This window comes from Candidatus Sphingomonas phytovorans, assembly GCA_029202385.1.
Taxonomy (GTDB): Bacteria; Pseudomonadota; Alphaproteobacteria; order Sphingomonadales; family Sphingomonadaceae; genus Sphingomonas; species Sphingomonas phytovorans.
In genome coordinates this window covers 739,603-752,688 of record CP119314.1, presented here as the reverse complement: position 1 = coordinate 752,688, position 13,086 = coordinate 739,603, and the positions used below count along the sequence as shown (strand labels likewise).

General features: G+C 64.7%; 7 protein-coding genes. 6 read left to right on the top strand and 1 reads right to left on the bottom strand.

What is annotated here, in order from left to right:
• Positions 1–14 precede the first annotated feature (14 nt).
• A complete protein-coding gene (locus P0Y59_03680) occupies positions 15–1,028 on the bottom strand; it encodes a substrate-binding domain-containing protein (GenBank protein ID WEK00809.1) in 1,014 nt (337 codons plus the stop codon).
• A 52-nt stretch (positions 1,029–1,080) separates the two neighbouring features.
• On the opposite strand from P0Y59_03680, the gene P0Y59_03675 reads away from it, so the two are divergent.
• From P0Y59_03675 to P0Y59_03650, 6 genes are all read left to right on the top strand, one after another.
• Positions 1,081–2,625 carry an MFS transporter gene (locus P0Y59_03675; protein WEK00808.1) on the top strand — a complete coding sequence of 515 codons (1,545 nt, stop codon included), beginning with the start codon at positions 1,081–1,083 and terminating at the stop codon, positions 2,623–2,625.
• 355 nt (positions 2,626–2,980) lie between these two features.
• Positions 2,981–6,400 (top strand): TonB-dependent receptor, encoded by a 3,420-nt coding sequence (locus P0Y59_03670; protein ID WEK00807.1) that lies wholly within the window; start codon positions 2,981–2,983, stop codon positions 6,398–6,400.
• A 67-nt stretch (positions 6,401–6,467) separates the two neighbouring features.
• The gene (locus P0Y59_03665) at positions 6,468–8,000 is read left to right on the top strand and encodes a tryptophan 7-halogenase (GenBank protein WEK00806.1); all 1,533 of its coding nucleotides are present in this window, start codon (positions 6,468–6,470) and stop codon (positions 7,998–8,000) included.
• Positions 7,997–9,499, top strand: coding sequence for a tryptophan 7-halogenase (locus P0Y59_03660; GenBank protein WEK00805.1), 1,503 nt, complete (start codon positions 7,997–7,999; stop codon positions 9,497–9,499). Before P0Y59_03665 ends, P0Y59_03660 begins: the two co-directional genes overlap by 4 nt.
• Positions 9,496–10,536: a cupin-like domain-containing protein gene (locus P0Y59_03655; protein ID WEK00804.1), complete on the top strand. Its 1,041-nt coding sequence runs from the start codon at positions 9,496–9,498 to the stop codon at positions 10,534–10,536. Before P0Y59_03660 ends, P0Y59_03655 begins: the two co-directional genes overlap by 4 nt.
• A gap of 102 nt (positions 10,537–10,638) precedes the next feature.
• Entirely contained in the window at positions 10,639–13,035 is a 2,397-nt protein-coding gene (locus P0Y59_03650; protein ID WEK02482.1) for a glycoside hydrolase family 31 protein, read from the top strand.
• The last annotated feature ends 51 nt before the right edge of the window (positions 13,036–13,086 follow it).

Below are 13,086 nucleotides of genomic sequence, written 5' to 3'. Positions count from 1 at the left end.
CGGCACCGATCCCGTCATCCCCCGCAGGATTCCCGAACGATGAGTTCAGTTGGCAGATAACCCGGCGACCGGTCCTGGCTTGGCTCGAGGATGCTGGCGACCAGTAATTGCCCCGCGTGGAACGTGTCCTGCCTGATCGTGGTCAGCGCGGGCGTGCTGAGCCGGCTGAGCAGCATATCGTCATAGCCGACCACCGACACGTCGGAAGGAACTGACAGGCCCGCCCGGCGCAACGCCCGGATCGCGCCGAGCGCGATAAGGTCGCTGGCCGCGACGATTCCGTCGAAACTGATCCCGCGACGCAGCAGGCGGGTGATTGCAGCTTCGGCGGATTCCAGTTCGAACTCGACCTGCGCGACGAGCTTCGGATCAGCCTCGATCCCATTTTCCGCGAGGGCCTCCAGATAGCCGAGTCGCCTTTGCTCTGCCTCGGGATCACTGCCGCCAATGAACAGGATCGCCTTGCGACCGAGCCGCGCCAGATGAGACGTCGCCCGGCGGCCGCCGAGCAGGTTGTCGGACCCGATCGAGCGGTATTTCTGTCCCGGCATATGCGCGCCCCACACCACGAAGCGGGCATTGGTCCCGGCAAGCTGGTTCAATTCCTCATGCAGCATGCTCTGGCCGAGGAAGATCACCCCGCTGGCGCGGCTGGTGGTGGTCGCCAGCACGAGATCGTCCAGGCTGGCCGGCGCGACATGGCTCACGGTGAAGTCGCAACTGCGCGCGCGCGCCGCCTCGCCGATGCTGGCGAGCAGTTCGAGGAAGAAGGGATGCGACAAGGGCAACGCCCTGCCCCGCATATGCGGCGTCACGATCGCGATCGATCCTTCGGCGCCGATCGGTGCCGTTGGCATCGAACTGCGGAACGGATAATTATGGTCGCGCGCCAGCGCCCAGATGCGCTGCTTGGTTCGCATGCTGATCAGCGGCTGATCGTTGAGGGCCCGCGACACCGTCGAGATGGAGACGCCGGCGAGTCGGGCCAGATCCTCGAGCGTCGTTTTGCTGTTGCTGTTATCGGTCATTGCGCTCAGGTTGAACGAGGATAGGAAGACTTAGGACACCGAAGGGGCGGCTTTGCAAGCGGGGGCAGCGGCGAAGCAGAGGGTCAGGTCCTCCCTGGCCGCGAAGGCACGGCTGTCGCGGATCGCGCTGGCCAATATGTGCTGCGGCCTGCTCGGCGTGCAGATCGTCTGGGGCCTTCAGAACGTCAATACCAGCCGCATCTTCCAGACGCTCGGCGCCAATCTCGATGAACTGCCGATCCTGTGGATCGCGGCCCCGATCACCGGGCTGCTGGTCCAGCCGATCATCGGCCATCTGAGCGACCGGACCTGGGGACCGCTTGGCCGCAGGCGCCCCTATCTGCTCGGCGGGGCGCTGGTCAGCGCGGTGGCGCTCGTCCTGATGCCCAATGTCCAGAGCGTCTGGGCGGCGAGCGTCGTGCTGTGGCTGCTCACCGGTGCGATCAACGTGGCGATGGAGCCATTCCGCGCGCTGGTCGCCGATGTCGTCCCCGAGGATCAGCGCACCACAGCATTCTCGCTGCAGGTCGTGTTCATCGGCACGGGCGCGGTGTTCGCCTCCGCCATGCCCTGGGTCCTGTCGAACTGGTTCGGACTGGCCAGCGAAGCGCCGCCTGGTGTGCTGCCGCCCTCGCTTCGAACCGCTTTCTATATCGGCGCGGTCGGGCTGCTCGCCAGTGTCGGACTGACCGTCGCGACCACCAGCGAACAGCCACCCGAAAACATCGCCGCCGATGCCGCGTCCCTGGCCCGGCCCGAATGGGCGAGCACAAGCGGGGCGTCGCTTGTCCGCAACGGCGCCCTGTGGGTGATCGCCGCGGCCGCGATCGCGCTGGCCACCGCGATCGAGGGGTATCGCCGTGAACTCTACCTCATCGCAGGAATCGTGGGACTGCTGGGGATCGGCCAATGGCTGACCGCGTGGAGCGCACGGCACGGCATCCGGCCGACCGGCCTGCTCGAGATCGTCGACGATATCATCCACATGCCTGACGTGCTGCGACGGCTGGCGATCGTGCAATTCTTCACCTGGTTCGGGTTGTTCGCGATGTGGATCTACGCCGTGCCGGCCATCGCCACGGACAGCGGGGCGGGTACCGATCCGACCAGTGCCGCCTATAATGCCAGCGCCGACTGGGTCGGCGTGATGTTCGCCTTCTACAATGGCGTGGCCGCGATCGGGGCATTCGCCCTTCCCTATCTTGTCGCCCGCATCGGACGGCGCGAAGCCCATGCCGCCTGCCTGTTCCTTGGCGCGTCGGGGCTGCTCGGCCTCGCGCTCATCACTGATCCGCGCTGGCTGTGGATTCCGGCGCTCGGCATCGGCTGCGCCTGGGCCTCGATCCTGTCCGCGCCCTACGCCATGGTTTCCAGCGCCGTCCCGCCAAGCCGGATGGGCGTCTATATGGGCATCCACAATGTCTTCCTGGTGCTGCCGCAACTCGTCGCGGCCGCATTGCTCGGCTGGACGGTGGATCGCCTGCTGGGGGGAGAACCTGCGCGAGCGCTGGTGCTTGCCGCCGCATCGATCGCGCTTGCCGCGACCGTGGCGCTGACCATCCCCGATCGTGCGGGACGGGTGCGCTCCAAAGGCTGATTGGCCGCGCCGGCCCTGTACCTGGCGCCTTCCCGAATTCATCCCGGACACATGGATCGGCTTCATCGCACCCTCCCTATAGCGAGTCCCTGATCTATGCAAACTTTTGCACAAACTGCGCAATTCGGTTCAACTTGAAGCGAAACAACGTTGCATTTTTACCGCACATCCAGACCGAATGTTACTCAATTTCTTGCGCAATACACTGATAAACAACGGTTAAAATATTTCGCAACGAAGCGACTTGCGCATGGCGCAAAATTGCGCAAATTTACGCAAATAGAATTGAGCCGCGAAGGATTCGTCCATCGCGCGCCAACGGCCCGTGACAGGGCGACCATGAGAGGGGAGAGGGATGAATCGCATCGTATCGACGCGTCAGCGCTATCTGCAGGGCAGCGCCTCGCTGCTGGCAATGACGGTGATGGGGCTCGCCGCACCGGCGCACGCGCAGACATCGGACAATACCGCCAGGCTGCAGCAGATATCCGCAACCACTGCGCTCGAAGATCGCGAAGAAGCCCCTCCGGCGAGCGACATCGTCGTGGTCGGTGTCAGGCAGGCGCTCGCCACCTCGCAGAACATCAAGAAGAACGCGGACACCTTCGTCGACTCTATCACGGCGACCGACATCGGCGCGTTCCCCGACAAATCCGCGGCGGAAGCGCTTCAGCGCGTGCCCGGCATCACGGTCAACCGGCTCCAGTCAGCGGATGACAGCACCCACCCGTCGGGCGAGCCGACCGGCGTGCTGATCCGCGGCCTCACTCAGGTCCGCACTGAATTCAATGGGCGCGACAGCTTCTCGGCCGACTCAGCCCGCGGTCTGAACTTCAACGATATCTCGCCCGAGCTGCTGGCCGGCGTCGATGCGTACAAGAACCAGACCGCCGAGATGATCGAGGGCGGTATCGCCGGCACCGTCAACCTGCGCACCCGCATGCCGTTCGACCAGAAGGGACTGGTCGTCGCGGCCAACGCCCGGGTGAATTATGGCGACCGTTCGGGTAAATGGACGCCCGAATTCTCCGGGTTGATCAGCGACACGTTCGAAACCGGGATCGGCCGTTTCGGCATCCTCGCCGACTATGCCTGGTCGCACGTCATCACGCGCACCGAGAGCGTGATCATGGACAAGATCGACACCTATTGCTCGGCCGGCGCGGTCGATGCCAACAACAAGGCGATCCTCTCCAACGGCGTGGCGCAGTGCACCGCCAATTCGTTCGGTGGCAGCGGCTGGGCCTATGCGCCCGACGGCGTCCGCTTTTCGCAGGTCGATTATGACCGCAAGCGCCACGGCTTCGTCGTCGCTGGCCAGTTCGAGAACAATTCCGGCAATTTCCGCATATCGGCGCAATATACGGATTCGCAATATCGCAACGCCTGGCTTGAACGCGCTAGCCACACGATCTTCGACGGAGGTTATTTCAACACCTCTTCCTACAATCCGCGCGCATCATCCGTTCTCGGCCCCGCGGACGGCACCCCGGCTCTGTCCTTCGGTCCCAACGGCATGCTGCAATCCGGAGTCCTTACCCGGCCACACGGCGACTGGCTCGGCTCCTTTTCAAGCCTCCAGGATGCGATCAACACAGGCTCGGCCGTACCCGGCATGCCTTTCGTGAACTATTGCGGCGCCGGATCGAACTGCACGACGCTGCGCGACGGCCTGTACCTGCAGAATGAATCGCGCGATTTCGATCATCGTGAAGGCACCAAGGACTTTTCGGGCAACATCCAGTGGGATGTCAGCGACCGGCTCCACGCCAATCTCGACATCCAGCACATCACCGCGTCGACCTACAACAACGACATCCTCGTCGCGACCGGCTCGATCGCCAATTTCGACTATAGCGTGAACAAGGACGGCACCCCGCAGGTCAAGCTGCTGCCGGGCTCCAATGTGAACTATGCGGCCGGCGGTCTCGCCAACCCGCACAATTACTGGATCCCGTTCATCCAGGGCCATGTCGAGGACAATGACGCGGACGAATTCGCGATCCGTGGCGACGTACAATATGATTTCGCCGAGGGCAGCTGGCTCGACTCGCTCAAGGTCGGCGTGCGCTATGCCGATCGTCGCCAGACGGTGCGCTATTCGACGTTCAACTGGACGCCAATCGCGGCGAACTGGAACTGCAACGGCCCCGGCTTCAACGCCGACAACACGACAGGCGGAGCTTATCCCGCCTGCGCCGCCGGGCACGCCCCGTTCAAGGGCTATGGCGCCGGCATCTTCGGTCCCTATCCGATGGGCGGACTGTTCGACGGCAACGTCTTCCCGAATGGGTCGCTCGCCTTCGTCAACCAGTCGATGCTGACGAACTACCAGGCGCTGATGAACGGCCTGAGCGGCGCGACGACCAACTCGCCGCTCGGCACCGGCTATACCCCGATCTGCGATCGCCCCGAAGCTACCGTGGACAACTGCTTCACGCCCTCAGAGGTGATGCATCTTCGGGAGGAGACGCAGGCGGCCTATGCGATGCTGCGCTTCGGCGGGAACGACAAGACGATCTTCGGCGGAATCAGCGTGCTCGGCAATATCGGCGTCCGCGTGATCCGCACGGTCGAGCATAGCGACGGCGCTGCGGGCTTTCCCCAAAGCAACCTTTTTGACCAGCTCGTACCGTGCAACACGCCGCTCTCGGGCAACAACGTAGTCAATCCGAGCTGCTACGTCACCCAGGCGCTCCGCAACTTCACCAATGGCGGCGGGGCACCCAATACCTATAAGAGCTCCTTCACCAACTGGCTGCCGAGCTTCAACGTCCGTTTCGGGCTCGACGACAAGAACTTCGTGCGTTTCGCCTATTCGCGCGCACTCTCCCGGCCAGATATCGGCTTCTTGCGCAACTATGTCGCGATCAACGCGCCGACGTACAACACCACGGCTGACTCGCCCTATGTCGTCTATAATTCGCCGACGGCGGCGCACATTCCGGCCAATGTCACTGGCTATAACTTCGTCTTCCAGGCCAATGCCGGCAACGCCGCCTTGCGGCCGATGATCGCCGACCAGTTCGATATCTCGTTCGAACGCTATATGGGCGCGAGTTCGTCCTTCGCGATCGACGCCTTCTACAAGAAGCTGAGCAACAGCATCTCCTACGGCCAGTCGTTCCGCAATTTCACCAATAACGGCTCGACCCAGCTCGTTCAGGTCAACGGCCCGCAGAATGTCGACAAGGGTGGCGAGCTTTACGGCTTCGAAGCCTCGTACCAGACCTTCTTCACCTTCCTGCCCGGCCTGCTCAGTGGCCTGGGAACCCAGCTGAACTACACCTTCGTGCAGCAGTCGGGGATCAACAATTCGAACCTGATCAACGCGACTTCAGGCGGTGATGTCGGCGCGGTCGGCATCGGCATTCCCGCCGCCGGCGGTTCAGGTCCGGTGATCGACTCGCATCAGCTCGCCGGCATCTCGAAACACACGTTCAACGTCGTTGGACTGTACGAAAAGGGCCCGGTGGGTATCCGCCTCGCCTATAACTGGCGCTCGCGCTATCTCACCCAGAACCTTGACTGCTGCATCGGCCTGCCGGTGTTCCAGAAGGCATCCGGGTTCCTCGACGGGTCGATCCGCTTCTCGGTCAATCGCTATATCGAGCTGTCGGTCGAAGGCAGCAACCTGCTGAACACAACCAGCGTCTACCAGCAGCAGATCTTCGGCGACTCGCCCGTCACGCCGGGCGCGAAGCCGGTCTTCCGCGACTCCTCCTGGAGCAGGGTCGACCGCCGCTTCCAGTTCGGGGTCCGCGCGAAGTTCTGATGAGGCACCCCCTAGTTGCGCTGCCGTCCGATGGACGGCAGCGCAGCCCTTGTGAGAGGGTAGTCTGATGCAGGATGATCGATACCATATCGTCATCGTCGGGGGCGGTACCGCCGGCTGGATGACGGCCGCCGGGCTGGTCCGGCAATTGCCGGGGGCGGATTATGCCATCACCCTGGTCGAATCCGACGAGATCGGCACGGTGGGGGTCGGCGAGGCGACGCTGCCGCATATCAAGCTTTTCAACGACATGCTCGGGCTCGACGAGGCCCGGTTCATGCGCGAGACCCAGGCAACCTTCAAACTGGGCATCGAATTCCGCGACTGGGATCGCCACGGCGACCGCTATATCCACCCGTTCGGCGCGTTCGGCGAACCATGGGGCGGCGTCGAGTTCCAGAACCACTGGCTTCGCGCCAACGCCAATGGACGAGCGGTCGCCCCGCTTCAGGCCTATTCCTACGCCGTGGCCGCGGCCTGCGCCAACGCGTTCGAACTGCCCGACGAGGATCCCAAGTCGATCCGCTCGACTTACTCCTACGCCTACCATTTCGATGCCGGGCTCTATGCCGCCTTCCTGCGGCGCTGGGCGACCGCGCGCGGCGTGACGCGTATCGAAGGCCAGGTGGAAACGATCGACCGGAACGAGACCTCCGACGCGATTTCCGGGGTCACGCTCAAATCGGGCCAGTACATTCAGGGCGATCTGTTCGTCGACTGCACCGGTTTTCGTTCGCTCCTGCTCGCCGGCCAGTTCGATGTCGGATGGGAGGACTGGACTCAGTGGTTGCCTTGCGACCGCGCGCTTGCGGTGCCGTGCGTTCATGGCGGAAATTTCACGCCCTATACTCGTTCGACCGCGCGGCCAGCCGGGTGGCAATGGCGCATTCCGCTGCAACATCGCATCGGCAACGGCTATATCTTCTCGAGCAATTTCCTGTCGCAGGAAGAAGCCCGGGAAACGCTGCTCGCCAATCTCGACGGCGCGGCGCTCGCCGAGCCGCGATTGCTGCGCTTCTCGCCCGGCCGGCGCGCCCTTTCCTGGCACAGCAACTGCGTCGCGATCGGGCTTGCCAGCGGTTTTCTCGAGCCACTTGAATCGACCAGCATCTATCTGATCCAGGCAGCGGTGATCGACCTGATCAACCTGATGCCGACCCCGCGTGCCGTGCGGGACGGCATCGATCCACGCCTGGCCGACGAATTCAATCGACTGACCGTGATGCAATATGAGCGCGTACGCGACTTCCTCGTGCTGCATTACATCGCCAACCGGCGCGAGGGCGAGCCGCTCTGGGACTATCTGCGCCACATGCCGGTCCCGGACAGCCTGACGCACAAGCTCGAACTCTTCCGCGCCCGCGCCATGGCACCCAATTACCAATATGGCCTGTTCGCGCGCGATAGCTGGCTCTCGGTGCTGATCGGCCAGGGCATCATGCCAGCGGGCTATGACCGCCTCGCCGATACCTTCGATCTCGACATGGCCGTCGCCCGGCTGGACGATTTTGCTGGCCGCATCGAAAGCAGTGTCGCTGCGATGTCGTCCCATGCCGACTTCATCGCGAACTACTGTGCGGCGGAGGGCGTCCCGGCATGAGCGGCCAACCCAACCGCATCGTCATCGTCGGGCGCGACGCGGCGCTCTGGCTCAGCGCGACCGTCCTTCGGCGCGCACTGGCGCCGGCAGGGATATCGGTAGTCGCGATCGAGCTTCCCACCGATCTTGGTCCAGCCTCCGCCTATGCCTCGCTCCCGCCGCTGGAGGCGCTGCACAACAAGCTGGGGCTTGAGGAATCCGTACTGTTGCGCGCAACCGGCGGAAGCTTCTCGCTCGGCCACAATGTGGTGGGCCTTGCATCCGGCATGCCACCTTTCCTCCTTGCCCATGGGTCCTATGGCGCGCCCATCGATGGCGGCGGCTTCTTCCCTTATTGGCTCAAGGCAAGGCGGTTCGGGCTGGAAGCGGCGTTCGAGGATTTCTGCCTCACCGCAATGGCCGCCCGTCAGGGCCGAATGCTGTTGCCCGATGAGGAAACCCAGCTCTTCGGCCGGACCGACTATGGTTATCATCTCCCCTCCCTTCCCTATGTCGCCACCCTCAAGGCGCGCGCGGCGAAGCTCGGCATTGCCGTGCATCACAGCGGCACGATCGACATCGAACGCCAGAACGAGACCGGCTCGATCAGCGCTATCCGGCTCGACGACGAGAGGCGCGTCGAAGGCGACCTCTTCGTGGACGCGAGCGGCCCGGAAGGAATATTGATCGGCCAGATGCCGGGCCTCGGCCGGGACGACTGGCACCCTGCCTTCGTTACCGACCGCCGCCTGACGGCGCGGGCGGCACGCTTCGCCTCGCTTCCTGCCTATGCCGAAATCAGGGCGGGCGCGTCTGGCTGGACGGCACTCCACGCCACCCAGGCGGCAACTTTCGTCAGCTACGCTTTTGCTTCGGCGGAGCAGGACGACGAGTCAGCGCTGGCAGCAGCCGGAAACCTTGCCGGTCTGACGCTTTCCGACCCTGTCGCCGCTTCCGTCGAACAGGGCATGAGACATCAGCCATGGTCAGCCAATTGCGTGGCGATCGGCAGCGCGGCCTGCAGCTTCGATCCATTGTTCGACGTCGAACTGCACGCAATCCAGCTTGGCATCGTGCACCTGCTTGCGCTGTTCCCGGCGGGAGCGACCTTCACTGCCGAGCGGAGCGAATATAACCGCATCACCCGCTCCGCCTTCGACCGCGTGCGTGACTTCCAGTCCGCCTTCTACGCCGCCAATCGCTTTGGCCCGACTGGGTTCTGGGCGGCGGCGCGCGGCGCGACAACGCCTGCCACGGTCGGGCACAAGCTCGCGATCTTCCGCGCGCGCGGCGACATCGCGCCGATGGAGGACGAAAGCTTCGCACCCGATCTCTGGCAGGCGCTGTTCACCGGCTTGGGCGAGACGCCGGAAAGCTGGCCGCCCGCGATCGACCGCACGGCGCCGGAGCGCATGAAGAACGATTTTCGCCGTATCCTCAACTTCATCAAGCGCAAGGTCCTCGAACAGCCGACCCATGACGGCTATCTCGCGAGCCTGGGCAGGAGCGAGGCAGCGTGACCGCCGTCTCGGTCGCCGCCCGTTCCGATCGCCTGGACGCGCTGTCGCCAGTCCCCACTGCAAGCGCTCGGTCTTCGGCCGATATCGCTGCGCTGCTCGCCGCCGGCATGCCAGTGATCGTGAAGGGGGTGGTGGAGCATTGGCCGGCGCTGGCCGCCGGACGTCGGTCGCAGGCCGCGCTCGGCGCCTATTTCCGGGCGATGGATCGCGGCGCGCCGGTACCGGTAATGGAAGCGTCGCCGGGCAGCAGCGGGCGGTTCGGCTATGCCGCTGACCTGCGCGAGTTCAGCTTCACCAAACGGCAGCGGCCGCTGGGCGAAACGCTCGACCGGATCGAGCGTGCGACGACCACACCCGGCGCGCCCTATATCGCGATCCAGATGCTGCCGCTCGGCACGCAGTTCCCGGACTTCGCGCGCGACAACCCAATGCCGCTGGTCCCGCCGGCCGCCGAACCCCGGCTGTGGCTCGGCGGACCAGTGAAGACCCAGATCCACAATGATCGCGACCACAACCTGGCCTGCGTGATAGCCGGCCAGCGCCGCTTCCTGCTATTCCCGCCGGAACAGGTGGCCAATCTCTATGTCGGCCCCCTGGACAATCCGCCCCCGCTCTCCCTGGTCGATCCGGAGGCACCCGATTTCGACAGGTTTCCGCGTTTTCGCGAAGCGCTCGATGCGGCGCAGGTCGCGCATCTCGACCCCGGCGACGCGCTGCTGATGCCGCGATACTGGTGGCACCACGTCACCTCGCGCTCTCCCTGGAACGCGATGGTCAATTACTGGTGGGGCGATGTTCCGCGCGGGCTCGGTCATGCCCAGGACGCCTTTCTGAGCGCCCTGCTCGCGATCAAGGCACTGCCGCCGGGCGAACGTCGATACTGGCGCGCGATGTTCGAGGCCCATGTCTTCGACGATAGCGGTGATGCCGTCGCCCATATTCCGCCTGCCTTGCGCGGCCAACTCGGGGAGATGCGCCCCGACCAGCGCGCCGACCTCAGGCGCCAGCTCCGTATGACGATCCTCAAATCCTCGTGATCGCCAATGCGCGTCCGTAACCGGGAGTTCTACATGTCAGTACCGAGCCTGTCCCTGCGTTCCCTGCTGATCGGCACCGCGATCGCCCTGGCGCCCCCTGCCATGGGGCAGGCCGTCCAGCAGGCGCCCGCGAGCCTCACCGCTCGGGCGAACGGGATCGAGGCCCGTCACGGTCCGATGATGCTTAACGTGACGGCCCTCACCGATTCCATCCTGCGGGTACGGATCGCGCGGAACGGCACCCTGCCGGAGGATGCGAGTTGGGCCGTGCCCAGGGATCGCCGCGCGCAATCGGTGCCCGTCCAGCGTCTCGCGGACGGCTTTGCGACGGCCCGGCTGCGGGTCCATGTCGGCCCGGACCTGCGCCTCAGGATCGAGGACAGGGACGGCCGCCTCATCAGCGCCGACGACAGCGACCCGATCAAGCTCGACGGCAAGGGCTTTACCCTGCGCAAGGCACTGCCGCGCAGCGAGCACATCTTCGGGCTCGGCGACAAGACCGGCGGGCTCGACCGCCGCGGCAAGAGCTTCGTCGACTGGAACACCGACGCTTATGCCTTCACCGGCTCGACCGATCCAATCTACAAGTCGATTCCCTTCTTCGTCAGCGCGGGCGGCGCGGGCGGTAGCTATGGCGTGCTGTTCGACAATACATGGCGCGCCTGGTTCGATTTCGGCCATCGCGAGGACGATATCACCGCCTTCGGCGCGCCCGACGGCCCGATCGACTATTATGTCATCGCGGGCCCCACCACCGGCGACGTCGTGCGCCGCTATACCGACCTGACCGGCAAGGCACCGCTCGCCCCGCTCTGGTCGCTCGGTTACCAGCAATCACGCTACAGCTATATGGACGCGGGCGAGGTCCGGGGACTCGCCGCGCGCCTGCGCAAGGACGCGATCCCGACCGACGTCATCTGGCTCGATATCGACTTCCAGGATCGCAACCGGCCCTTCACCGTCAACCGCACCGCCTTTCCGGACCTGAAGGGGCTGGCGACTGAGCTCGGCACCCAGGGTCTGAAGCTGGTCACGATCGCCGACCTTCACGTCGCCGCGGCACCCAATGACGGATATATCCCCTATGACAGCGGCGCTGCGGGCAATCATTTCGTGCACAACCCCGACGGATCGATGTTCGTCGGCAAGGTCTGGCCCGGCCCCTCGGTCTTTCCCGACTTCACCAGTGCCGGCACCCGCGCCTGGTGGGGCAAGTTGCACGCGCCGCTGATCGCCGATGGCGTCGCCGGCATCTGGAACGACATGAACGAGCCGTCGGTGTTCGAGACGCCCACCGCGACCATGCCGCTCGACGTCGTCCACAAGATCGACAGCGACGATTTCGCCAGTCGGTCAGCCAGCCATGCCGAGATCCACAATGTCTATGGCATGGAGAATACCCGCGCGACCTTTGACGGCCTGAGCGCCTTGCGCCCGGACGAACGTCCCTTCGTCATGACCCGCGCCAGCTATGCCGGGGGGCAACGCTATGCGGCGACCTGGACCGGCGACAACAGCGCGACCTGGGATCATCTGAAGCTGTCGGTCCACCAACTGATCAACCTCGGCCTTTCCGGCTTCTCCTATGCCGGGGCTGACGTCGGCGGGTTCACCGGCGGGCCGAGCCCTGACCTGATGACGCGGTGGTACGAGATCGCCGCGTTCACGCCGGTTTTCCGCAACCACTCCGCAAAAGACACCCCGCGCGCTGAGCCCTGGCTCGACGGCACCGAGCATCTCGCCATCCGCCGCCGCTTCGTCGAGGAACGGTATCGCCTGATGCCCTATCTCTACGGCCTCGCCGACCTGAACGCGCGCACCGGCGATCCGATCATGCGCCCTGTCTTCTACGATTATCCCCAGGCGCTCACCGCCCCTTGCGACCAGTCGATGGCGTTTACCCTGGGCAAGGCCCTGCTGATCGCGCCGCCGCCCAGGCCTGAATCACCGCAGGAATATGACGTCTGCCTGCCCTCGGGCGGCTGGTATGATCTGTGGGGCGGGCTGCCGGTGACGAAGGTCGCGCCGGACACGGCAGCGATCGACAAGATCAAGGAAACGCCGAGGCTCGATCACTTGCCGGTCTATGTCCGTGCGGGCACGATCCTCCCGCGCCAGCCGCTGGTGCAGAGCACCGCCGAGACGCCGTCAGGGCCGCTCTCGCTCGACGTCTATCCCGGCCCCGATTGCACCGGCACGCTCTATGCGGATGACGGCCACAGCCTCGCGTTCCAGCGCAAGGCCTATCTGCGCCGGACGATCCGCTGCGAGGTTTCGGAAACCGGCCAGATGCGCATCATCCTCGCACCGGGCGACGGCACATTCCGCCCATGGTGGCGTGAGCTTGTCGTCACGGTCCATGGCATGCGGGCTGACGCGCCCGTATCCTATCGGGGCAAGGTACTCGCTGCGCGTCACGATGACACCGCACAGACGCTTGGCTTCTCGCTGCCCTATACTCCCGACCAGTCCGAAATCATGATCGGCAGCGTGAAGTAGCCCGCCCCGCGCCTGACGGACTGGTAACTATGCCCGCATGAAGACAGGGGA